General features: G+C 43.0%; 20 protein-coding genes and 4 pseudogenes. 4 read left to right on the forward strand and 20 right to left on the reverse strand.

The features are described from left to right. Positions 1 to 218 precede the first annotated feature (218 nt). The 5 genes and pseudogenes from ACYRY3_RS04540 to carB form a co-directional block, all read right to left on the reverse strand. A complete protein-coding gene (locus tag ACYRY3_RS04540) occupies positions 219 to 578 on the reverse strand; it encodes a hypothetical protein (protein ID WP_460200543.1) in 360 nt (119 codons plus the stop codon). A 10-nt stretch (positions 579 to 588) separates the two neighbouring features. After that, positions 589 to 1,458 (reverse strand): hypothetical protein, encoded by an 870-nt coding sequence (locus tag ACYRY3_RS04545; protein ID WP_460200544.1) that lies wholly within the window; start codon positions 1,456 to 1,458, stop codon positions 589 to 591. Between the two features lie 179 nt (positions 1,459 to 1,637). Continuing rightward, complete coding sequence (mutT, locus tag ACYRY3_RS04550; RefSeq protein WP_460200545.1) at positions 1,638 to 2,054, reverse strand: 8-oxo-dGTP diphosphatase MutT; 417 nt, start codon at positions 2,052 to 2,054, stop codon at positions 1,638 to 1,640. Between the two features lie 132 nt (positions 2,055 to 2,186). Continuing rightward, a complete protein-coding gene (locus tag ACYRY3_RS04555) occupies positions 2,187 to 3,143 on the reverse strand; it encodes an RNA polymerase sigma factor, RpoD/SigA family (RefSeq protein WP_460200546.1) in 957 nt (318 codons plus the stop codon). Positions 3,144 to 3,773: 630 nt separating this feature from the next. Then, positions 3,774 to 5,864: pseudogene (gene carB / locus ACYRY3_RS04560) on the reverse strand (carbamoyl-phosphate synthase large subunit); the annotation flags it as partial. Positions 5,865 to 5,866: 2 nt separating this feature from the next. On the opposite strand from carB, the pseudogene ACYRY3_RS04565 reads away from it, so the two are divergent. The 3 genes and pseudogenes from ACYRY3_RS04565 to glgP all read left to right on the forward strand — a co-directional run. Beyond that, positions 5,867 to 6,190: pseudogene (locus ACYRY3_RS04565) on the forward strand (S-(hydroxymethyl)glutathione dehydrogenase); the annotation flags it as partial. A gap of 128 nt (positions 6,191 to 6,318) precedes the next feature. Continuing rightward, positions 6,319 to 7,170 (forward strand): S-formylglutathione hydrolase, encoded by an 852-nt coding sequence (fghA, locus tag ACYRY3_RS04570; RefSeq protein WP_460200547.1) that lies wholly within the window; start codon positions 6,319 to 6,321, stop codon positions 7,168 to 7,170. Between the two features lie 446 nt (positions 7,171 to 7,616). Then, on the forward strand, positions 7,617 to 9,830 hold the full coding sequence (gene glgP / locus ACYRY3_RS04575; protein WP_460200548.1) for an alpha-glucan family phosphorylase: 2,214 nt from the start codon (positions 7,617 to 7,619) through the stop codon (positions 9,828 to 9,830). 154 nt (positions 9,831 to 9,984) lie between these two features. On the opposite strand, the gene ACYRY3_RS04580 is transcribed toward glgP, so the two are convergent. From ACYRY3_RS04580 to ACYRY3_RS04635, 12 genes and pseudogenes are all read right to left on the reverse strand, one after another. Next, positions 9,985 to 10,146, reverse strand: coding sequence for a TauD/TfdA family dioxygenase (locus ACYRY3_RS04580; protein WP_460200560.1), 162 nt, complete (start codon positions 10,144 to 10,146; stop codon positions 9,985 to 9,987). Between the two features lie 13 nt (positions 10,147 to 10,159). Continuing rightward, positions 10,160 to 10,930 (reverse strand): MBL fold metallo-hydrolase, encoded by a 771-nt coding sequence (locus tag ACYRY3_RS04585; RefSeq protein ID WP_460200549.1) that lies wholly within the window; start codon positions 10,928 to 10,930, stop codon positions 10,160 to 10,162. A 72-nt stretch (positions 10,931 to 11,002) separates the two neighbouring features. After that, a complete protein-coding gene (locus tag ACYRY3_RS04590) occupies positions 11,003 to 11,683 on the reverse strand; it encodes an acyltransferase (RefSeq protein ID WP_460200550.1) in 681 nt (226 codons plus the stop codon). A 641-nt stretch (positions 11,684 to 12,324) separates the two neighbouring features. Continuing rightward, positions 12,325 to 13,821 (reverse strand): annotated as a pseudogene (locus ACYRY3_RS04595) (catalase); the annotation flags it as partial. Between the two features lie 595 nt (positions 13,822 to 14,416). After that, a pseudogene (locus ACYRY3_RS04600) lies at positions 14,417 to 14,500 on the reverse strand (30S ribosomal protein S11); the annotation flags it as partial. A gap of 57 nt (positions 14,501 to 14,557) precedes the next feature. Next, positions 14,558 to 14,938, reverse strand: coding sequence for a 30S ribosomal protein S13 (gene rpsM, locus ACYRY3_RS04605; RefSeq protein ID WP_460200551.1), 381 nt, complete (start codon positions 14,936 to 14,938; stop codon positions 14,558 to 14,560). Positions 14,939 to 15,042: 104 nt separating this feature from the next. After that, positions 15,043 to 15,156, reverse strand: a complete 114-nt coding sequence (rpmJ, locus tag ACYRY3_RS04610) for a 50S ribosomal protein L36 (protein WP_460200552.1) — start codon at positions 15,154 to 15,156, stop codon at positions 15,043 to 15,045. Positions 15,157 to 15,541: 385 nt separating this feature from the next. Continuing rightward, positions 15,542 to 15,766 carry a translation initiation factor IF-1 gene (gene infA, locus ACYRY3_RS04615; RefSeq protein ID WP_006276978.1) on the reverse strand — a complete coding sequence of 75 codons (225 nt, stop codon included), beginning with the start codon at positions 15,764 to 15,766 and terminating at the stop codon, positions 15,542 to 15,544. Between the two features lie 235 nt (positions 15,767 to 16,001). Next, the gene (locus tag ACYRY3_RS04620; protein ID WP_460200553.1) at positions 16,002 to 16,556 is read right to left on the reverse strand and encodes an adenylate kinase; all 555 of its coding nucleotides are present in this window, start codon (positions 16,554 to 16,556) and stop codon (positions 16,002 to 16,004) included. After that, positions 16,556 to 17,869: a preprotein translocase subunit SecY gene (gene secY / locus ACYRY3_RS04625; RefSeq protein WP_460200554.1), complete on the reverse strand. Its 1,314-nt coding sequence runs from the start codon at positions 17,867 to 17,869 to the stop codon at positions 16,556 to 16,558. Before secY ends, ACYRY3_RS04620 begins: the two co-directional genes overlap by 1 nt. Positions 17,870 to 17,992: 123 nt before the next feature. Beyond that, complete coding sequence (rplO, locus tag ACYRY3_RS04630; protein ID WP_460200561.1) at positions 17,993 to 18,436, reverse strand: 50S ribosomal protein L15; 444 nt, start codon at positions 18,434 to 18,436, stop codon at positions 17,993 to 17,995. Positions 18,437 to 18,522: 86 nt separating this feature from the next. Next, positions 18,523 to 19,533 (reverse strand): RNA-guided endonuclease TnpB family protein, encoded by a 1,011-nt coding sequence (locus ACYRY3_RS04635; RefSeq protein WP_460200555.1) that lies wholly within the window; start codon positions 19,531 to 19,533, stop codon positions 18,523 to 18,525. Positions 19,534 to 19,608: 75 nt separating this feature from the next. Between ACYRY3_RS04635 and ACYRY3_RS04640 the strand changes: the two genes are divergently transcribed. After that, positions 19,609 to 19,791, forward strand: a complete 183-nt coding sequence (locus ACYRY3_RS04640; RefSeq protein WP_460200556.1) for a hypothetical protein — start codon at positions 19,609 to 19,611, stop codon at positions 19,789 to 19,791. A 151-nt stretch (positions 19,792 to 19,942) separates the two neighbouring features. Here the strand turns inward: ACYRY3_RS04640 and ACYRY3_RS04645 are convergent, their stop codons facing one another. The 3 genes from ACYRY3_RS04645 to ACYRY3_RS04655 form a co-directional block, all read right to left on the reverse strand. After that, positions 19,943 to 20,218: a TM2 domain-containing protein gene (locus ACYRY3_RS04645; RefSeq protein ID WP_460200557.1), complete on the reverse strand. Its 276-nt coding sequence runs from the start codon at positions 20,216 to 20,218 to the stop codon at positions 19,943 to 19,945. Between the two features lie 757 nt (positions 20,219 to 20,975). Then, positions 20,976 to 22,613 carry a CPBP family glutamic-type intramembrane protease gene (locus ACYRY3_RS04650; RefSeq protein WP_460200558.1) on the reverse strand — a complete coding sequence of 546 codons (1,638 nt, stop codon included), beginning with the start codon at positions 22,611 to 22,613 and terminating at the stop codon, positions 20,976 to 20,978. A 224-nt stretch (positions 22,614 to 22,837) separates the two neighbouring features. After that, a partial coding sequence (locus ACYRY3_RS04655) for a PIN domain-containing protein (protein ID WP_460200559.1) occupies positions 22,838 to 23,028 on the reverse strand: 191 nt, incomplete at its 5' end.

The raw sequence follows: 23,028 nt of genomic DNA on the forward strand, positions 1-23,028 counted from the left end.
ATAACTCATTTTTCCAACTCAACATCATCTAAGGGTATGCATTTTTCCAATCAGTTGGTAATTTTTGTACAGATTCACACATCACCTGAATGTTTCTTCAAACAGCGTCTTTGGTTTTAATAGGAAATAATGAGTGGTGGGCAGTGCCCACCCTACGAATTAATCAGGTTTTTCGGCTATGATTTTCGATTGGGAAACGGTGGTGAAAGATAGGAGCCTTATACAATCAGGAGAATTTTAGCTAGTATGCCAGATACACGCGAGATAACATTGAGAAAGGCAATTTCGTTATCTAGTTTGTCAATTTGTGTTTGCAGATTCTTGCAGCCTTCTTTAAGGTCATCTTCAAGTTCACTTAGCGATCGCGCTATCCTTGCTAAAATTGCGTTCTCCAACTTTGCACGGCTGGCTACAATTGCCCGTCGCTCTATGAAAAATTTTTTGACTTTCTCCGGATTGCGCTTTTTGTCTTCCCAGAAAAGCTGAACTGTGCTTGAATTGATCTCTCGTTCCAGCTTTTTAAGTTGTGCAAGGCACTCAGTTCTAATTTTTTCAATTTCATTCATGTTAATTAACATATTTGTTCTCCTATGAATTTTTAAATTTCTCAACAATTGTGATAAATGATTCGATATCATTTAGAAGGGTATTTAAACGCTGGCGGTTCAGTTTACCTTCAACAAAATCCTTAAATAAATCCCTGAATTTTCCTGCAGATTTACTAGCTTCCTCAAGTTCCGAAACAGTTGTATTCATAGTCAGAATCTTTCTTCTGCTGGCAATCCAATCATCTGGGTCAGGTATCGGGTTTTCTTCACCTAAAGGTCTAATGACTAGGCGTAACTTTTGTGATTCTACGATCAGCTTCATATCTTGCTCAATTGAATGACTTAGTGTTTCAAGTAACACTTGTTGAGTTTTCAATTCGAGGTCAATAGTATCTTTGCGCTTTTCAAGTTCTTCCCTAAGTACACCCCGGATTTGGGAATTAACAATGAAACCTCCTACAGATTGAAGGGCACTTTTATTAGAAATAAGAGGGCTGCTACGAATTTGAGTACCAATTTTGTTTAGGTTATCGACAATACCCCCAATTTCTTGCTGAGCTTTCTGAGGTGCATTAGAAGTCGCTAGCTCGTCTAGTAGGGTAAAGTAACGTGTAAGGAGCCGATTGTGATTGCGGAGATTTTCTAGTATTTCAAGCCTTTGAATATCAAGTTTAGATAACTCTTCGTATTTATCAAGGGTTTGATTCTCTAGCCTATCATCTTTCAGTAGCTGCTCAGAAGTTGAGTCAATTTTAATTTGACCAGCAGTGGTTAATAAGCTGTCCATAGCCCTAGTGTAACTATTTCCAGCTTTTGCTAATCTCTGATATTCTTCATTAGAGCGACAGCCACTTGTGAAGACTGCTAAAATTGCTGCTATTACAATTACAGATCTAGTTTTTTTCATCATAGGTGTCTCTTGTTGAAAATTAAAATATTTTAACGTAGGTGATTCTTGAGAAAATGAATTGTTAGTAGGATTACTATTTGATTTTTGAAATACTTGTAGTGGGCACTGCCCACCACAACTTAGATTTGGTGGGCAGTGCCCACCCTACAAATACTTAGTTAACTACTAACTACCAACCACTAACTACTAACCCTTCTCAAAGCCTCAATAATTTGAACGTTTGCTTCAGGGAAAGTAAACGTTTCTAACTCATCCAAATTCACCCACCGGACTTCATCACATTCAAGTGGTTGAGGAATACCAGAAAGGTGGCGACATTCGTGTACTGTGAGGTTAACGCGCAAATGAGTGTAGGTGTGGTCAATAGTCAGTAAATGCTTGCCAACTTCAATCTCGATTCCTAACTCTTCGTGTATTTCCCGTTTAATACACTCTTGAACTGTTTCATTGGGCTCAACTTTACCTCCAGGAAATTCCCACAAACCGCCCATGACTCCTTCTGAACGACGGCGATCGATAAGAATTTGCCCCAGATCGTTCCGTATTATAGCAACACCAATGATTTTGTGTGGTGGTGGAGATATGGCTTCATTCATAGTTATGTAGGAAATAAAGAATCAGGAATGACAAGAATCCGTATATAGAACAAAACTCGGCTGGTAAGCTATACAGCCGAGCTTGTATTTTATTACATCAAGAGATCCCACAGGGAAGTTTTGACATAATGACTAACTTGCCAAATATTCATTAATACCAGCCTTAGATTTTCGGAGTTTACTCAAAGCTTCTCTCTCAATTTGCCGGACTCGTTCGCGGCTGATGTTGAGAATTTCACCAATTCTTGAGAGTGTCAGTGATTGCCCGTCATGTAAACCAAACCGGAGGGATAGAACTTCTCTTTGTTGCGGTGTCAGTTCCTCCATGAGTCGTTCCAAATCATTAGATAAGGCTGATTGCGAGACAAATTCTTCTGGAGAAAGTCCCGGATCTTCCAACATTTCCCCAAGTTCTGTATCGTAGTTATCACCCAAACGCAGATCTAAGGATAATGGCAATCGTGCTTTTTCTAGATACTCTCGTACCTGTTTGGGAGTTAATTCTAATTCTTGGGCTAGTTCAGATGCGGTGGGGGCACGGCCAAGTTTCTGCGATAATTGCCGTTGTGCTTTCTTAATTTTATTCAATTTCTCAGTAATGTGAATAGGTAACCTAATAGTGCGTCCTTTTTCAGCGATCGCACGAGTTATAGCTTGACGAATCCACCAGTATGCATAAGTAGAAAACCTATAACCTTTCGTGGGGTCAAATTTTTCTACACCCCTTTGCATTCCTATACTACCCTCTTGTATTAGGTCAAGCAAATCTACATTGCGTTTAATATATTTTTTAGCAACAGACACAACCAGTCGCAGATTGGCTTCCACCATCCTGCGTTTGGCGATTTCACCGTCTGCTATGATTTCGTTTAACTCTGCTGGTTCTAGTTGTGTCGCTTTTGCCCACTCTTCTATAGATGGTTGACGACCTAACTTAGTGGCAAGAGACTCCCTGACTTCATGCAATGACGTTGAACGTTGTACCTGCTTGCCATAGAATATTTCTTCCTCATGGGACAGGAGTGGTACACGTCCAATCTCACGCAGGTAAGTCCGCACGAGGTCTGTGGCTGTCTGAGCGGTCTTCATGGCACTACTCTTTTGTAATTATGGGTTTAACAGTAAGGGTTTGTTCTGATAGATGCCTTTTAGAGGGGTGCTACTCAGCTTTTAACTGAGCACCCGTGCTGTGATTCGCAACTTACGCACAAGGAGGCTCTGCGGCTATTGGTCATCAATTTTGGTTCTTAACTGCAAAAAACTACAATTATTTCCCCTTTTTTACAACTATCTAAAGTTAGATAAAAAGTAACTGAGTAAACACTTTTTATTTTTATTATTAATTACTGTAACATTTATGATAATTATTTGACTAGATCTCAGGCTAAATTTCTTTTCCCAAGAGGTTGTTCAAGCTAACTCTCCTCCCTTATAAGATTTATAAACCTCTTTAATAAATGTATCTTGAAAAAGAAAAACTTCTAAGAATTTAAAAAAAAATTCAATATTAACTATAAGTATTTGTCTATCACCTTTACTTTATTTTTACTTCAAGTTCCGGATAATTCACAGGAGAGGAAGTAGCAACGGATGATTTAACGGATGTCACGGATAGATTTTGTGTGGATACATATATTGCATTGGCTAAAATCGGTAAATCTTCAGCGCCAAACCCGTGAAACTCTCGAAAAATCCGTTGCTACACATTTCCTCGATCTTTTAACTTAGAGTAGTGTAATCCTGAATAACTTTCACATCCAAAGTTGTACTTTGCAAAGAACGGATTGCAGCAACAGTGGCTTTTGCCCCAGCAATAGTAGTAATGATGGGGATTTTGTAAGTCAAAGCTGTGCGGCGGATGAGTTTAGCGTCGCTATAAGCATCTTCACCAGAAGGTGTATTGATAATGAGTTGAATTCTATGGTTTTTAATTGCGTCTAAGACGTGAGGACGTCCTTCATGCAGTTTGAGAACCAACTCAACATCTAACTCGTGTTCTTGAAGAACTCGACGGGTGCCTTCTGTTGCCATCACGGCAAAACCTAAATCCATAAATTCTCTGACGACAGAAACTGCAGCCGCTTTATCGCGATCGTTCATTGATACGAACACAGTACCGCTTAAGGGTAAACGTTCTCCAGCCCCCAGTTCCGCTTTAGCATAGGCACGTCCAAAATCACTATCGATACCCATGACCTCACCCGTAGAACGCATTTCCGGTCCCAAGATAACATCAGTTCCTGGAAATTTATTAAATGGTAAGACCGCTTCTTTGACTGCAATATGATCTGGGATAACTTCTTTGGTAAAGCCCAACTCTTCTAAAGTTTTCCCGGACATGATTAAGGATGCCAGTTTTGCCAATGGCACACCAGTAGCTTTAGAAACAAACGGTACAGTGCGGGATGCACGGGGATTAGCTTCCAGGATATAAACCAGGGGTGAATATGTTTGAGAACCAACAATGGCAAACTGAATATTCATCAATCCCACCACATTGAGTGCTTTTGCCAGCTGGATAGTCCAAGCACGAATTTTATCTAAAACCAGCGGTGCTAGGGAAATGGAAGGCAAAGTACAGGCAGAATCCCCAGAGTGAATGCCTGCTTGTTCAATGTGCTCCATTATACCACCAATCACAACTTGTCCGGTATGGTCGGCAATGGCGTCTACATCAACTTCGATGGCATTTTCCAAAAACTTATCAATTAAAATCGGATGTTCGGGTTCTACCTGTACTGCGAAGGTCATGTAACGTTCTAACTCTGTATCGGAGTAGACAATTTCCATTGCCCGTCCACCCAATACGTAACTGGGACGCACAACGACCGGATAACCAATGCGTTTGGCAACAACAAGAGCATCTTCATAACTCCGGGCAGTCCCATTTGGTGGTTGGGCAATATTCAAATCTTTGAGAATTTTCTCAAACCGCTCCCGGTCTTCGGCATTGTCAATAGAATCTGGTGAAGTTCCCCAAATTTTTGTTTGAATTGGGGCGGTTTCCTGCCCGGTGTTTGTACTCGCCTCAACTTCCTGCAAATATTTTTGCAATGGCACCGACAACTTCAACGGAGTTTGACCGCCAAACTGAACAATCACCCCAACAGGATTCTCCGCCTCAATGATATTAAGCACATCTTCTCTTGTCAGTGGTTCAAAGTACAGGCGATCGCTTGTATCGTAATCAGTGGATACCGTCTCGGGATTGGAGTTGACCATGATTGTTTCATAACCCGCTTCTTTTAAAGCAAAGGCAGCATGACAGCAACAATAGTCAAATTCAATGCCCTGTCCAATACGGTTGGGTCCACCTCCCAAAATCATCACCTTGGGTTTGGTGGTTGGCTGAACCTCTGTTTCTTCTTCGTAGGTAGAGTAGTGATAAGGGGTAAACGCCTCAAACTCAGCAGCACAGGTATCTACTGTCTTATAAACTGGAACGACACCTAGTTTTTTGCGGTGAGATCTAACTTCATCTTCCGTAGTTTTGGTAGCATAGGCAATCTGGCGATCGCTAAAACCCTGTCGCTTAACCTCAAACATTTGCTCTTGAGTTAACTGCTGCAACGGCGTCCGCTTGATAAATTTCTCCACCTCCAGCAGTTCCTGCATCTTGTCGAGAAACCAAGGGTCAATTCCCGTTAACTCGTAAATTTCCTCAATGGTCATCCCCAATAACATGGCATGACGGACGGCAAAAATGCGTTCGGGGTTTGGCGTCCGTAGCTGGGCGCGAATTTGTTCGCCACTGGGTAATTTTTCTTTCATATCGCAACCCCAGCCGCCGCGTCCGGTTTCCAAAGAACGCCATTGGTAATGTGAATGTCATGCGCCAAGCTTTGGAATGCTGCCATAAAGGTTGGGGGGTCAGCGTGATTATTGGCGTTGCTGGTGCCGGTCAAGAAATTAGCACTCGTCCTTTCCAACTCGTGACTGGGCGGGTGTGGAAAGGCTCGGCATTTGGTGGGGCTAGAGGGCGGACGGATGTGCCAAAAATTGTGGATTGGTATATGCAGGGAAAAATTAATATTGACGATTTGATTACGCACGTGATGCCAATAGAACGTATTAATGATGCTTTTGATTTGATGCACCAGGGTGAATCAATTCGTAGCGTAGTGACCTTTAATTAACGAAGCGCCAAGCCCCGTAGGGTGGGCACTGCCCACCATTGATTTTGACACTCAATTTTTCCACACCAAGCCCCGTAGCACTGCCCACCATTGATTTTGACACTTAATTTTTCCACTCATTCATCCTAATGAGCAATCTCAACCTTATCTCAGAACACAAATCCTTTGAAGGCAAACTCGGCTTTTACAGTCATCACTCCTCAACCTGTAACGGAGAGATGCGGTTTGCTGTTTATCAACCACCACAAGCGGCTCAACAACCAGTGCCCATTCTTTATTTCCTCTCTGGTTTAACTTCTACAGAGGAAAACTTTATGGTCAAAGCAGGGGCACAACAATACGCAGCCAAATACGGTGTAATGCTTGTAGCACCGGATACTAGCCCTCGAAATACTGGTATTCCCGGTGAGGATGACGAACGGGATTTTGGTAGCGGTGCTGGGTTTTATGTAGACGCAACCGTTGAACCTTGGGCATCTCACTACCGAATGTACAGCTATGTTGTGAGCGAGTTGCCTGCTGCGATCGCAAGTAATTTCCCGGTAAAATCAGACAAACAAAGTATCTTTGGTCACTCAATGGGGGGACATGGTGCCCTTGTCTGTGCTTTGAGAAACCCCAAACAGTACAAATCAGTGTCAGCCTTTGCACCTATCGCCGCACCAATGCGCTGTCTTTTGGGTCAAAAGGTGTTTAGCGGCTACTTGGGAAGCGATCGCGAAACCTGGCGTGCCTATGATGCCAGTGAATTAGTCCGGCAACATAGATATCACAGCCCTATTTTAATTGACCAAGGTACTGCCGATCCATATCTCAAAGAGCAGTTGCTACCTGAGGTGTTTGAAGAAGCTTGCGCTACAGCTAACCAGCCTCTCACCTTGCGTTATAAAGACGGATACGATCACGGCTATTATTTCATAGCCAGTTTTATTGAAGATCACATTCGCTTTCACTCACTTTTGCTGGGCGTGGAAAACTAATTCTTAATTGCGGTCGCAGCTTTCACCTGAAGCAATTCCAAACAGATTTTCTTGTGGTACGGGCGTCTCGCCCGTGCTTAATGAAGAATGTGGACACTGCCCACCATCAATTCTACCCCTGCCTAACCCTCCCCTTATAAAGGTTCGGGAATCCAAATGCTTACCGATGACTTAGGGCTGCTATAAGTTTTTCATGAAGAAAAATTGCATAAGAAAACATTTATTTAAAATAACGTCAATTAAATTGATGTAAAAAAGGTGTCAAAATCATCAGAAAAGAAGGATGATCGTGAATAGCTCAGAAAATAACAACACCTAAAAACCGCTCCACCCCTAATGGATGATTTCTAGATGAAGACTTAAGCACAACAACCCAAGGAAGAACAATTGCTTGGGAGCACGTGTGGACTGAAAGAGAGAACAACTAAGCGAGAACCTTGAACAATATGAATATCAGCAGTGCAATGAACGCAGCACAAGTGCTGGGTCAGAAATTACCATTTCCCCTCAAGCGCTTGGCAGATTTAGCCTATAACTATTGGTGGAGTTGGACGAGCGATCGCATAGCGCTTTTCCAAACTATCGATCCCCAAGAGTGGGAACGTTGCGGTCATAACGCAGTAGCAATTTTAGAAGCAGTATCATACGAACGTCTCACCCAGTTAGCAGAAGACCCATTTTACTTAAAGCAGCTTGGGGCACTTACACGAGAGTTTGACGAGTACATGACTCGAAAAGATACTTGGGTAAGTCGGGTAGCACCGCAAATTTCCCAAGAAAACCCTATAGCCTACTTCTGCGCCGAATTTGGCATCCATGAATCCTTACCCGTCTACTCAGGTGGTTTAGGGATTCTTGCAGGGGATCACCTAAAATCTGCATCAGATTTAGGTGTCCCAATGGTGGGGGTCGGCTTGCTGTATCGTCAGGGTTACTTCCGCCAGAGATTAAACCGTAACGGCTGGCAAGAAGATTATTACGTTGATAACCCCTTCTGGCAGATGCCTTTGGAGTTAATCAAAAATGAAGGCGGCGAACCAGTCACTATTAATGTAGAAGTTCGCCAGCGACTGGTAAAAGTGCAAATTTGGCGAGTCAACGTAGGGCGAGTCACTCTTTTCTTGCTAGATAGCGATCGCCACGACAACGATCCCATTGACCGATGGCTGACAGGGCACCTTTACGGAGGGAATCAAGAAACCCGCATTGCCCAAGAAGTTGTTTTAGGAATCGGAGGTGTACGAGCACTGACAGCATTGGGCATTCAGCCTGCTGTCTATCACCTCAACGAAGGACACGCTGCCTTCTGTACCTTAGAATTTGCACGCCAAGAAATAGAGCGCACGGGAAAATCATTCTACGACGTAGAAGCCGATGTCCGTTCCCGTTGCGTATTCACCACCCACACACCCGTTCCAGCAGGTCACGATGTCTTCTCACCCGACTTGATGGATTCCTTCTTTGCCCAATACTGGTCCAAGTTGCGCCTTTCTCGGGAGCAATTTCTGGCATTGGGAGCAAGACGATTGGGCGATCCTTGGGAACCTTTTGGCATGACCGTACTGGCACTGCGGATGTGCCGTGCAGCCAACGGCGTTAGTGAATTGCACGGTCATGTTTCCCGAAAAATGTGGACAATTTTATATCCAGACCGTCCAGAAGACAAAGTCCCCATTGGTTACATTACCAATGGAGTCCATGCTCCCACTTGGACTGCCCCGTTACTAGCAGATTTGTACTCCGAGTATTTAGGAGCAGATTGGAAAACCCGTGTTATCGATCCCAAAACATGGGAGAAAGTTGACAACATTCCCAATGAAGAACTGTGGTGGCGGCATCAAGTCTTGAAAGAACGGCTCATTGCCTACACCCGCTATAAAATTAAGAAAGCCCGCGAATACCGTGGCGAGGACTACGAGAAAATTCAAGCAACAGAAACCTTACTTGACCCCAAGGTGCTAACGATTGGATTTGCCCGACGCTTCAGCCCTTACAAGCGAGGTCACTTACTGTTGCGCGATGCCGAACGGGCAATCAGGATTTTTGGTAACGCCCAACGTCCCGTCCAAATAATTTTTGCAGGGAAAGCTCACCCAGCAGATGAAGAAGGCAAACGCATTATTCAGCGCTTAATGGAATGGTGCCGTCATTCAGCCATTCAACATCGGGTTGCCTTTATTGAAGACTACGACATTTACGTCGGTCAGAAACTGGTGCAAGGTGTTGATGTTTGGTTGAATAACCCCCGTCGCCCCTTAGAGGCATCCGGTACAAGCGGGCAAAAAGTTTGCTTTAACGGAGGCATTAATTGCAGCGTCCTAGATGGTTGGTGGTGTGAAGGGTACATAGCAGATGCCAATGGTAAAGGGATAAATGGGTGGGCAATTGGTGAGGATGCTCACACCAGCGATCAGGATTTGCAAGATAGTATAGATTCAGAGTCGCTTTATAAGCTTTTGGAAGAGGAAATAGTTCCTCTTTACTATGACCAGGATGCCAACGGCACTCCCCACCGCTGGGTGCAAATGATGAAAGCATCAATTAAGACGAACGCGCCCTTGTTTAATACGGATAGGATGGTTGCCGATTACGTTTCACAGGTGTACGTTCCGGAAATTGCCACCACTTTCCAACCAATTTTGGCGAAGGTTCTGTTGTAAGTCATTTAATTTTTCCTGGTTCAGTATCCGGGCAGGTTTGATACCTGCCCTTTTCTTATTGATGTTACTTTGATTAAATATAAAATTAATTACAAGTTCCGTTGCGAGATCCCCGACAAAGGAATGCGAAGTCGGGGATCTGACCACTGAAGCACTAAGAACCTAAACTTACGAGAATTTGCCGCTTACCTCGAAACGGCTTGCGTCCATGTCCAAATCGTAAGTTATCAAGAAACAAAATATCTCCTTGCTGCCAGTTAACGACTATAGTTTCAGCGATGACAGCATCCCATATTGCTTCACCTTTATCCTTTATCCTTCATCCTTGTTTACACTTGTTGTTTTAACGGAAGTTCAAAGCGATCGCCAGGGTTAGGTTCAAGCACTTGCACTGAAAGATTATTTTTTTCCAGTAATTCACGAAATTCTTGAATACTTCCTGTGGTTTGAATCAAAGAATTAAGTAATCCTTCAAAAATCACATCACCACCAGCTGCTGTATGGATCATGACTTGAGGTTGCAACCATTGAGCAACTTCTAAAGCATATTTTCTGCCCCTGACAATTGGTCCAAGTAAAGGCAAACCAAAGTCAAACTGCGGTGTAATAACAACATCTATGGGAGCAGCTTGCTTAAGTGAGGGAGCATGGTATCCATGAGGTTCGTAGTAAATAGAAAACCCCCTTTCTAACTCTTTTAAGATATAACCATTTTCTACCAAAGTAGGACCAATCTGAGAACCAGGAGTTGCCGTAATGGTGAGACTTCCATCCAAAGTAAACGTCTCTCCATGAGCAAGTGCTGTCACTTGAGTGTAATTGAGTTGCCGTACAACTTTAGCAGCATTGGGAGAAGCGACAACCGGAATGTTGCGGTCAAGTTGTTTGAGCGTGGGTGGATGAGCATGGTCTTCCAAACCCTGAGACAGCACAATTAGGTCAATGTTTTCTGGTATTGCGCGTTCTTCAGGACGGGAACCTTTGAAAAACCAATCCAAATTCCCAAAAACTAACGAACCAACCAGCCAAGGGTCGATGAGTATTCGTTTCCCGCCAATTTCAACCAGCCATGAATTGCTATCTAACCAAGTTAAGTACATAAAGTTTTGTAAAGATAATACCTAACTTTATTATGGGGAGTTGAACGCACAGAAACCGGGTTTTTGGCAATATTAAGCAACGCCCCCTTTACTGGCCCTAATCACTGTTGCGGGTACTCCAACTGCTATAGAGTAAGGAGGGATATCCTTGGTGACAACTGCTCCTGCACCGATAACACACCCTTTACCAATAGTCACTCCGTCTAAAATTCTCGCGCCACTGCCTATCCAACAATGATCCTGAATTTCAATACCTTCACGGCTTAATCCGTATTCTCTATGGTTGTTGGCGTAGAGACTTGAATGTGAAGCAATTAGGCATTGCTTGCCAATTTTGATATGACCGGGACCAGCCATGCACACGTAAGGACCCAAGTAAGATTCGTCTCCAATGAAGATCGCACAATCAGAACCTGTTGCTCTGATATCAACACCGCGATCGATACAAACCTTATTACCAACACGTAGTAAGCAATTTAGGTGTCTAATTTCCAAGCGTGCATCGCGAAGGATTTTTACCTCATCACCAATTTCCATTGAATTGGCTCCAAGTAAGTCAACTCCTGTAGCAATATATACTCCCTGACCCATCCGAGCAAACATCGGACGGTAGGTTAACCGCCGCAGCAAAGTGCCTAGTGGGCGAGGAATCCACCCTACAAAATTAATAGCTGTTAACTCTAGTATGCGCGACCAACGTGTAGATGACGAATAAGATATATCCTGATAAATTTCATTTCCTTCTACTGTCATAGCTTGTAATAACAGCGCCCACTTTTAGCCCCTTTGGGGCGTGATTAAAAAGTTGTACGTTTTGAAGTTACTATAAACTACTGAGATTCCTTTCTCCTCAAAGGATGATATTTAGCGACTTCCAAAGAAAAAAGGTTCTAAACATTTCTTAATTTAGCTGTACTAGAGTAGTCAGTTTTACCCCACCCTAACCCTCCCCTTATAAAGGGGAGGGAAATTGGATTTCTTGTTTCCCCCCTTTATAAGGCTATGCATTGTCCAGAGCTTTCTCAACATTTACGAGAGTAACCACTCACGTTTTTTCTCACCCTGATTCGTTCGTCGTTCATTCTCAATAAAAATGGAGTTTTTGCGAGAAGAACAAGTGCCGTTTTGTCAAGTCTGCTGAAAATCTCAGCGTCTAAAATGGAGTGTAGACAAAGGTTTTAAGATTGTAAAGAAAGATGTGACCAATGCATAGCCTTATAAAAGGGGAGGGAAATTGGATTTCTTGTTTCCCCCCTTTATAAGGGGGGATTAAGGGGGGTACATCAACTAGTACACATCAGTAAAAATCAGCTTACCATTGCACACTCATGTCAACCTTGCAGTATCAAGCTGTGACTTTCATCCTTTAGCCTTTATACTTCAACCTTTTACCTTTGCTTGAGTCCTTCTTGCACCCGCCTACCGTATTCTGGATCGCACTGGGTGAAGTGGTTTACCATTCGCTCTTGAATATCTGGATTGCACTGTTTAAGTTGGGTGACCAGGTTTAAAATTAGGTCATCGCGCTCCCAATCCTCAAAAGTACGATACCGTTCCCCAGCTTGTTTGTAATCGTTGGTACGACTAATTTTTTGACCTATAACTGGACCTTGAACGTAAGGAGTATGGTCTTTACCCGATTTCGGTGCTTCTTTGAGCCCATCAATACTGCTTGGTTCGTAATTTACATGAGGGTTTTCCCCAGCCGCAACACCATCAACAATGTAGGTCATCTGACCATCACGCTGATTTGTAGCAACGCGGGTTTTTGGTTGATTTATGGGTAACTGGAGATAATTGGGTCCTACACGGTAACGCTGAGTATCCGAGTAAGAGAAAGTCCGACCTTGAAGCAATTTGTCGTCAGAAAAATCTAGCCCGTCTACTAGAACGCCCGTACCAAAGGCAGCCTGCTCAACTTCAGCAAAATAGTTTGTTGGGTTTTTATCAAGCACCATTCGTCCAACTGGTAACAGTGGAAATTGATCCGGTGGCCAAATTTTTGTTGGATCTAATGGGTCAAAATCGAGTTCGGGATGCTCGTCATCAGACATTATTTGTACGCAAAATTCCCACTCAGGATAATCCCCTTTTTCAATTGCTTCATAGAGATCCTGTGTTGCGTGGTTAAAATTCTGAGCTTGGATTTCCTCAGCCTGGGCTTTAGTTAGGCATTTGACTCCTTGTTTGGGTCGCCAAAAATACTTCACAAGATGCCCTATTCCTTCAGAGTTCACCCACTTATAAGTGTTTACACCAGAGCCTTCCATAAATCGGTAACTAGCAGGAATACCCCAAGGACTGAACAACCAGGTAATCATGTGCATCGCCTCAGGTGTTAGGCTGATAAAATCAAATATGCGGTTGGGGTCCTGACGGTTATTAACTGGGTCTGGTTTGAAGGCATGAACGAGATCGGGGAACTTAATTGGATCTCTAATGAAAAAGATTTTCAAATTATTTCCCACCAAATCCCAGTTCCCATCATCGGTATAAAATTTTACAGCAAACCCACGTGGGTCTCGGAGTGTTTCTGGTGAATGACCTCCATGAATAACGGTTGAAAATCGGACAAACACCGGTGTGATTTTACCTTTTTCCTGGAAAAGCTTGGCGCGGGTGTATTTGTTCACGGGTTCATCGCCAACTTTACCATAGGCTTCAAAAAAACCATGAGCTCCTGCGCCCCTTGCATGAACAACACGTTCTGGGATACGTTCGCGATCGAAATGAGTAATTTTTTCTAAGAAGTTGTAGTTTTCAAGTACTATGGGACCTCTATCCCCTACAGTCCGCGTATTCTGGTTATCAGATATTGAATGACCCTGGCGGTTTGTCAAAGTTTTCTCTTCGCTTGCCATCAAGTCTTTTTCTTGGTTGTCCTGTGCCATATACAATCTAAATGTGAATCTAAGTTTTCATTTGTCAAGCGCTACCAGTAGTGTCATATCGCAAGAGTTGATAACTAGAGGTTTAGCTGCCTTTTCTTAGCAAAATAACTGTTAGTTTTTTCCCAAACCTCTGACTGGAGGAATAGCCTTAAGGTAAATGGCAGCCAAGATTTCTCAACATTGATCAATGAGTCTACAAAAATCTACCTACTTCCGGTGGGCAGTGCCTACCCTATAAAAATCTCTCTACTTTTGGTCGGCAGTGCCTACCCTACAAAAATCTCTCCTGACATCTTGCACCTTCAAGTGGGAGGAGGTGTGCCGCATAGCCCTACCTACGATCGGGGTCAGCTTTTTGGGCTTTGATTTTTACAATAAGGTGATGGTGCAAGATATGAGTCTCTACTTTTGGTCGGCAGTGCCTACCCTACAAAAATCGGCATTTATTGTAGAGCAGACAAGGATTAATTTGAAATTTATTTTTTATCAAAAATTGAGTTTAATTGCATCTAGTAAAATATGTAAATTTATTAAAATTTACATATCTTAAAATCAAAAAACGCCTGGGAGTGTTGCCGTGTTTCCACCCCAGACGTGACTGGATGTAAGCAACTCCGTTGGGAACATTGCGCTTCTGCTTCTTGCTACCTGATTTCTTGTTAGTTTGTTGTCGCGCCATATCGCTGTAGCTAAATTTAAGATGAGTTTCGCTGTATAAATAAGCGTGGTAAAGAAATTACTTAGCAGGTGCCTTTTTCTTACCAGCCACTGTCTGCCTTCTCCCTCGACGAGTTCTAGCATTGGTGCGGGTTCTTTGTCCTCTGACTGGTAAGCCCATGCGGTGCCGACGCCCTCTATAGGTACCGATGTCAACCAGGCGCTTGATATTCATTGCTTCTAAGCGCCTTAAATCACCTTCAACCTGGTAATTACTTTCTATCTCTGCTCTTAAGGCTGCTACATCAGCATCACCTAGCTCTTTAACACGGGTATCGGGGTTAACACCCGTCGCTGCTAGAATCTCTTTCGAGCGAGATAATCCGATTCCGTAGATATATGTTAGACCTATTTCAATTCGCTTATCGCGTGGAAGGTCTACTCCGGCAATACGTGCCACAATTGTCTCCCTATTTGTCAGTTATCAGCTATAAGTTACAGTTATCAGCGATCTGTTGGCTGCACTTGTTGGTCACCGAATCGCTGGTTTCTGTTTCCCGTGTATTACCCTTGGCGTTGCTTGTGCTTCGGGTTAGTACAAATCACCATCACCCGACCGCGACGTCGGATCACGGTACACTTTTCACAAATTTTCTTGACGGATGCTCTTACTTTCATGGTGCTTTTTGCCACTCCAAATCAAAAATTATAACATATATAGGGAATTTATTCAGTGATTTACATTCAAAACCTAACTTTTTGAGTTATGGTATTATCTTTTACAAGGGTTATCGTTTCTTTGTACTCAAAAGGTTAAATCACTTTTCGTTAAATCGTGTTACAAATTTACTCTTGACACGAGCGATCGCCTTTTAAGTTTGTTAGAAAGCTATATTAGCTTCAAACTCGAATCTAATCCTTGACCTAAAATATGAGTCTCGTGTTTGGATTCATCCCGAAAACTGTCACTTCGGTATACCTCAGTAACAGTATGTCCCATACAGATTGCGTCTTAGTTAGTGAATAAACTGAATTTACCTCTAGGAAAAAATCGTAGGTAGTTCTACTTCTTACGTAATCGATAAGTAATCCTACCTTTTGTTAGGTCGTAAGGGGTTAACTCAACTTTGACGCGATCGCCGGGTAAAATTTTAATATAGTTACGGCGAATCTTTCCTGAAATGTGAGCTAGAACATTAAATCCGTTATCTAGGTCTACACGAAACATAGCGTTAGGAAGGGACTCGGTTACCGTACCTTCCATTTCAATCAAATCCTGCTTAGACAAGTTTTTTCCTCAACTCAACAGCCTCCTATTCAGTCATTCAGATGCAGCTATAAGTGCCTCTAGTCTGCAAAAGAACATATTTCGGAGAATATATCAACACTTTATTAATATATTTTATCCAAAATTGACGTGCATTGTGCTATGGGACAGAAGATAGGTGACAGGGCACAGAAATTAGGAGACAGGAAAAATTATGACCCATAGCCCCTAAACTGCAGCCCGTAACCTATTTCTCTTAAGAAGCAATGAGCGTTTTCAATTCAGCAGTGACTTCTTCTAGGGACTGATTGCCGTTAATTGAAAGGAGTAGATTGCGATTGCTGTAAAAATCGATTAACGGAGCCGTTTCAGAACGGTAAACTTCCAATCGATGACGGATCACCTCTTCAGAGTCATCTTTTCTGCCCCGTTCCAGCAACCGTGCAATCACGACATCATCAGGGACTTCCAAATTAACTACCCTTTTACCATGCTGGTCAAGCTTCTGCAGCAAGTGCTCTAAGAAAACTGCTTGATTAACAGTACGGGGGAAGCCATCAAGAATCCAACCAGAATTAGTATCGGATTTGCCCAACCGTTCCTCAACCATATCCTCAATAAGTTGGTCGGGAACCAGGTCTCCCTTATCTAAATAACCTTGAGCTTTTATACCCAAAGGAGTTTGGTCTTGTACGGCTTGACGTAGTATGTCACCCGTCGAAATATGGGGAATATTCCAATCTTGAGCTAACGCTTTCGCTTGAGTTCCTTTTCCAGCCCCTGGCGGTCCCAAGAAGATTAATCTTGTCACTATTGTTTCACCATTCCTTCGTAGCGCTGAGAAATAACGTAGGTTTGGATTTGCTTTGAAGTATCAATCGCCACACCAACCAGAATTAATAAAGAAGTAGCACCCAAGCCCCTAAAGGTTGGTACGCCCAAAGCACTTTCAACGGCGGTAGGGATAATTGCAACCAAGCCCAAAAAGATAGCACCCAAAAAAGTCAATCGATTCAGCACGCGCTCGATATACTCACTCGTTGCCTTACCCGGACGAATACCGGGGATACTAGAACCCATTTTCTTCAAGTTCTGTGCCACATCTACAGGATTGACAATCAAAGAAGAATAGAAGTAGCTGAAGAACACGATAGAAACTAGGTAAACGAGAGCGTAAACCCAAGATCCGGAAGCGCCAGGAACCAGATAAGTTCTGACAATTCTGGAATACTCTGGGGAGCGAATGAAGTTTTCTACTAACAGAGGTAAGCTTAAAATTGCAGCAGCGAAGATAATGGGCATAACACCACCCTGATTAAGGCGCAAGGGTAGATAGCTACGCTGCTCCGCAAACAGTCGCCGACCCACTTGACGTCGTGCGGAAATAATTGGGATGCGGCGAATGCCTTCCTGAACAAAGACAATGCCAACAATAGTAGCCAGAAATAGCAGCAGCAACACAATAACACGACCCGCTATTTCACGACCGCCAGTTTGCACAAAATCGATAGTGTCGCCTAGCGCCTTTGGCATTGTTGCCACAATGTTGACAAAAATTAACAAAGATGCTCCATTGCCAACACCCCGTTCTGTGATCAGTTCAGATGCCCACATAACGAACATTGAACCAGCCGTAAGGGCAAGGGCTGTCTCAATGACAAAAATTGGACTATAACTCTGGGCAAAGGGTTTAAGCCAAAAAGCTGCCAAAAAACTACTTTGAATAATTGCCCAACCCAAAGACACGTAACGAGTGACTTGAGAAATTTTCCGCCGTCCTGCCTCACCTTCATTTTTCTGTAAGTTTTCCAAAGATGGGATGGCAGCAGTGAGCAACTGAATGATAATCGAAGCATTGATGTATGGCAAAATACCCAAGGCAAAGACTCCCAAAGCCGAAAGTCCGCCTCCAGAAAAGATATCCAAAAAGCTTAATATCTGGTTATTACCTTGAATGGCTTGGGCAAACTCGTCCCGATTGATTCCAGGAATGGGCAAATGTATGCCCAAACGAATCAACAGGAGAATCCCAAGAGTTACAAGCAGCCGACCTCGCAGCCCTGCCGCTTGCGCCATCTGCATAAAAGTTTCTTGAGCCGTTGGGGCTTTATCTCGACCGATCATAAAGGGCTACCTTTGAAGTATGAAGTATGAAGTGTGAAGTGTGAAGTTATGAAGTACGAATTTTGAAATTTGAAGTCTGGCAAATATAAATTTTTTCATCCTTCATCCTTCATCCTTCATTCTTCATATAACTTCGCAACTCCCACCAGCTGCCTCAATTTTGCTACGTGCTGTAGCTGTGAAAGCTGCCGCTTTTACAGTGAGCGGAACGCTCAATTCCCCATCTCCTAGAACTTTTAACGGATCTCGACCAGAAGTGAGAATACCTGCTTCTTTTAACGAGGTCAGTGTTACTTCTGAATTTGGGGGTAAAGAACCTAGCTTTTCTACATTAATCGTAGTGTACTTTTTACGGTTAACAAGGGGAAAGCCCTTCAACTTAGGAATACGGCGATATAATGGCTGCTGACCACCTTCAAAACCAGGTCGGGTACCACCACCAGAACGTGCGTTTTGACCGCGCATACCTTTACCTGCGCTAGCGCCCTGACCGGCAGAGACACCTCTTCCCAGACGACGACCGCGTTTCTTAGACCCTTTTTGAGGTCGGACATCATTTAGTCTCATAATCGAAACCCATGTAAAATTTGTCATTTGTCATAAGTCATTTGTCATAAGTCATTTGCTAAGGACTAATGACCAATGACCAATGACTAACTAATGTATAGATTTTCAACAGGAATGCCCCGGTCTTCAGCAACTTCTCCGAAGGTACGTAGGGTAGACAAAGCATTAACAGCGGCTCTAGCATTATTCAGAGGGTTATTGGAACCGAGTTGTTTTGCTAGGACATTACGAACGCCTGCCAATTCCAATACTGTACGAACAGCACCACCAGCGATTACACCAGTACCGACTAAGGCGTTAGCCTTGCATACGCAACGCGCAACTCTTTTTGCGTGTTCACTACGTTGCCTATTTACTTTTAAGTGTGCTCTTGCATATCTCTGTCTTGCCTTACGTCGCTGGTTTTTACCTTTCTCCTTTTTGTAAATCTGGCGTTGAGCGTGCTTGATAGCTTTTGAGGCTTTTCTCAAGAACCTTGGATTTGGCTCATGATGCCCGTTGGAATCAGAGTAGAAAAATTCAAGCCCCACATCTAAACCAATTTCACCATTGCCCGTTCTTTGTTCGGGCTTGACTTCAATGGAATATGCAAATTGGCAATAGTAACCGTCAGCTTTTCTAACTAACCGAACTCGCTTAATATCCTTAACAGGGTAGGTGTGTATATCCCATTTCCCTAAAAGCTTGAGTTCACCAATTCCTTTTTTGTCGGTAAAGGTGATACGTCGCTTCGTGGGATGCACTGACCAACCGCTAGTCTTGTACTCAACCGAGCGGTTATCTTTTTGAAAGCGTGGAAAACCCTTTCTCCCAGGCTTTTTAGATTTGCAGTTATCGTAAAATCTGGCTATAGATAGCCATGCTCGTTCAGTTGCTGACTGGCAAGCCATTGAGTTTAAGTCTTTAACAAATCTGAATTCTTTACGCAGTGCTGTAGAGTAATTATTAAGAGCGACTTTATCTACTTTTTGCTCTTTTGCTGCTTCCATCCAATATCTAATGGCTTTGTTGCGGATAAACTGCGTAGTTCTAATTGCCTCATCAATAGCTCGATACTGTTGTTGATTGCCTTTCACTTTGTACTCCAATACCAGCACGCTCGTTATCACCTCCTTACTTCTTCAATTTTGATAACATTATTGTCACACAATAGGAAACAAAGAAGAAACAAAGTGAAGTCAGAATACATTATAATTCGTACTACACCGCGACGGTTCAATAAGTTGAAGCTATTAGCAGAACAACGTGAAAAATCGATGACTCAACTTATAGAAGACTGGATTGACTGGTTACCCAACCCGGAGATAGTTCGCTCCTCACACATCACTGATTCTGCAGACCTGCGGTCAACTTAGAATCAGTGATGCCTTCGTTGCTCGCCGCCTTACATCCCCACCCTAAAAGAGGGATGGGGTATTACGGCGCTTTGATAAATATGTTATGTTTAACTACGTTACCGCTACCTTTAGCTCGGTAACAGTAGCTTAAGATAGAGTCAATCTGGAATCAGAACCAGCCCTGTCTGTTGAGAAAGTAAGTGCTGACAAATTCATCGTGGGATTTGTTTAAATAAATCATTCCTTCGATTAGACCTACAAGTTGCATAATCAACAGCGTTAAACCATAGGTAAAACAACTGCCAACCAAAGTAATAATGAGCATGATAAATCCTTCGGGAGCATACCCAAGGACAAATTTGTGAATGCCAAAACCTCCAAAGATGATACCGCAATACCCAGCTAAGAGTTGTTTGGTAGCATGACTGGGATTGAGCTTTGCCATGACTATAGCTCCTTTAATCTATGAATAATCTATAGATGAAACGAATGATTTATGTAGTTAAGTCAAGAATTTTTCTTGACTTAACAAGTTGTTTTGGTAGAAGCACTCTTAAAAATAGATAAGCAAAAATAGCGTGTCACCTATACGTAGTGAACGCCAATCGCATTGAAAGCTGCCAGCTTTCAGACATTGCCTGAAGCCGGACTCCTCAATGACTCTTCTATCTCTACTGTAGCTAGAAAATCCAGGATAGTAGTTTTGCACCATCTCGTACTAAAGGATTCTCTGATGGAAAACTCACGACGAGAGCCGCAAAAATACAAGTGCCCTAGTAATTTTTACCAGTCAAGCAATGTCTTTTCCGGATTCTTTTGATATTTCTACAATGATAAAACTACTGGTGTAGATGTGATTTACAACGCGATCTACTATAAGGTAGGTCTACCAAGTTTATCAAATAGAATAGCAGTAACTATACGTACACTGTTTACCCCAGCCCACCAAGTGAACACTGGATATACAATCAATCAGCTACTCTTAGCTATTAATGCCATCAAATACATCTACACCTTATTTTTGAGTAAAGTTACTCCGAGTCGAGGGAAATAATTATGTGAAACACATAACCACCGCGCAGGTGTTAACTTTAGCACATTTGCTTCAAGCTAACATTTATTTTTATTGAACACCAATAGATATTGGTAAAATTTTGTAAAAGTTTTCAAAAAGAATTTTTGAAGTCCCTTAGCAGAACAAATCATTGACTGCCACTACCCAGGATAAACAGGCTCAGTAGAGTACCACTATTCCAAAGGCTATGGAGAAGCATGGGGGCAAGGAGGTTACGCGATCGCGTATAAACGACTCCCAACACAATACCTAAAGCGAACAGAGGGAGAATTTCCGACAAGTTGAGGTGAGCAACTGCGAAAAGAAAACTACTGGCAAGGATCGCTCCCCATACTGGGATATAACGGGTGAGAGAGGGTAACAAAAAGCCACGAAATAGAATTTCTTCAAAAATTGGGGCAGCGATGGCAGCCGTCGTGAAAAATACAGTCAGTGCCAGAGAATCTTGGCTTTGAAGCACCAGTTGCAACAGGGGGTTGCTACCACCTTGCCCTTGCCATAGCTGTTGATTGATCAAAGACACCACAACCACGACAGGGAGTGCCACACAGTAACCGCCTAAACCCCATAAAAACCATCTACCGTTGAACCGGAAACGAAACCAGTCATCCGACAGGGGGAAAAAGCGTTTGATAGCTAAATACAGTACCGATAAAGCCCCTAATGCCACCAGCAAATAACTGACAAAAACAGATAACGCCTGATTCCGCACATTAGAGGTGAGAGACGAGATAGAGAGAACGGATTTGATAAGGGGTAAAACAACTTGTTGGAGCAACAAAGGCACCAACAATTGTCCCATGAAGAAAAAGCCCACGACAAAGACTAACAAAATGGTTTCACCATCCCAAGGTGTTGACCAAGCCACGTCTGCATTTTGAGCTAATAAAGCAGTGTTTCCCTTGAAAACACGTTCTGCCAATAAATAAAGCAACAATCCCAAACCAGTAATTGCTGCAATGACTGGAACAGTGTTGATAAATGATAATTTTAACAATGCAGTTTGGGCGGCTTCTTGCTGTGATGCTTTGAGATTTGCGAGGGCATCCTGCCGTTGCTGGAGTTGGTAGAGCTTTTCTAAAGCAGAATAGCGAAACCATCCATCCAAATTCGCTTGAATGAGCGGTTCGGCAGAAGGTAAAAGACGTGGGGGATCGCTCCAAAGCCCTTCCAAGACAGCAGCCAGTTGACTGACTTCAGGATTGACTTGCGAACTTTGCTGCACTTCATTCCAAGTTTTCAAAGCAGCATCGGTTTTTTCTTGTCGTGCTTGTAAAATTCCCAACCGCAAATCTAATTCAGGGATTAATTTTTGCACTTGGTTTAGGGACTGCTGCAACAGTTGCTGCTGTTGAGAAGTGGGGTTGGTTGCAGGAGGGTATTGCGATTGAGGTTGAGAAGTTGCAGGTGCAGTATCGGGTTGAGACTGGAGTTGTGCAATTTGCTTTTTGATTTTTTCTACATTAGTCTGAGCCGATTTCCTTGCTTGTTCGTACTGCTGTGTCGGCGCTTCCAGGGGTTTAGCACCAAGTAACGCGTCTTGCAGTGGCTTAAAATTTTCCTTGTTGCTGTCCGATGTTTGCCAGGAAGCCGCTTGCAGCAAAATGTTGGTTTGGTACAGTTCCAAGCGGCTTTGAAACTGAGGTTGCTGCCAACTTGATAATAAGGACTGACCGACAATTAAGATTGTCAGCAGCGTTAGAACTATCAAAACAAACCGCAGGACGGGTTTCATAAACGTTGAGCTTGACTGCTTTTGAGTCATCCTTCCTCTCTTGACTGACCAACGTGCGATCTGCCGCTATGCTGTAGCGAAGCTATCGCCCCTTCGGAATTATCGCAAGAAAATGCGTTAAGTGGTTAGTGGTTAGTGGTTGATGGTTAGTGGACTTTGGTGTATGTTGTTAAGTCCTATTACATTCTGACTTCTGCTACTGAAATAATTTTGGGTAGAACTAAATCAAACATAGGTGAGGATAAGGAATGGGTTTACAGCCAAGATTCGGTAGATAATGCTCTTACTTGCTGAATCCTCTGAAAGTCGCTGTCGGCTGATACAACAGTAAGACCGTGTTGTAAGGCTACAGCCGCAATCCAAAGGTCATTTTCATCAAAGCCTAGATCGGTTATTTTCGTTTTTCTCCGCTTGCTTTTCTCTTTCGGTGCAAATTGATTGAATA

This window comes from Scytonema sp. NUACC21 (assembly GCF_054684315.1).

Coding starts and splice junctions, on each gene's coding strand:
- ACYRY3_RS04540 (WP_460200543.1), bottom strand. CDS start 578: ATGTTAATTAACATGAATGAAATTGAAAAAATTAGAACTGAGTGCCTT.
- ACYRY3_RS04545 (WP_460200544.1), bottom strand. CDS start 1,458: ATGATGAAAAAAACTAGATCTGTAATTGTAATAGCAGCAATTTTAGCA.
- mutT (WP_460200545.1), bottom strand. CDS start 2,054: ATGAATGAAGCCATATCTCCACCACCACACAAAATCATTGGTGTTGCT.
- ACYRY3_RS04555 (WP_460200546.1), bottom strand. CDS start 3,143: ATGAAGACCGCTCAGACAGCCACAGACCTCGTGCGGACTTACCTGCGT.
- fghA (WP_460200547.1), top strand. CDS start 6,319: ATGAGCAATCTCAACCTTATCTCAGAACACAAATCCTTTGAAGGCAAA.
- glgP (WP_460200548.1), top strand. CDS start 7,617: ATGAATATCAGCAGTGCAATGAACGCAGCACAAGTGCTGGGTCAGAAA.
- ACYRY3_RS04585 (WP_460200549.1), bottom strand. CDS start 10,930: ATGTACTTAACTTGGTTAGATAGCAATTCATGGCTGGTTGAAATTGGC.
- ACYRY3_RS04590 (WP_460200550.1), bottom strand. CDS start 11,683: ATGACAGTAGAAGGAAATGAAATTTATCAGGATATATCTTATTCGTCA.
- rpmJ (WP_460200552.1), bottom strand. CDS start 15,156: ATGAAAGTAAGAGCATCCGTCAAGAAAATTTGTGAAAAGTGTACCGTG.
- secY (WP_460200554.1), bottom strand. CDS start 17,869: ATGATCGGTCGAGATAAAGCCCCAACGGCTCAAGAAACTTTTATGCAG.
- rplO (WP_460200561.1), bottom strand. CDS start 18,436: ATGAGACTAAATGATGTCCGACCTCAAAAAGGGTCTAAGAAACGCGGT.
- ACYRY3_RS04645 (WP_460200557.1), bottom strand. CDS start 20,218: ATGGCAAAGCTCAATCCCAGTCATGCTACCAAACAACTCTTAGCTGGG.
- ACYRY3_RS04650 (WP_460200558.1), bottom strand. CDS start 22,613: ATGACTCAAAAGCAGTCAAGCTCAACGTTTATGAAACCCGTCCTGCGG.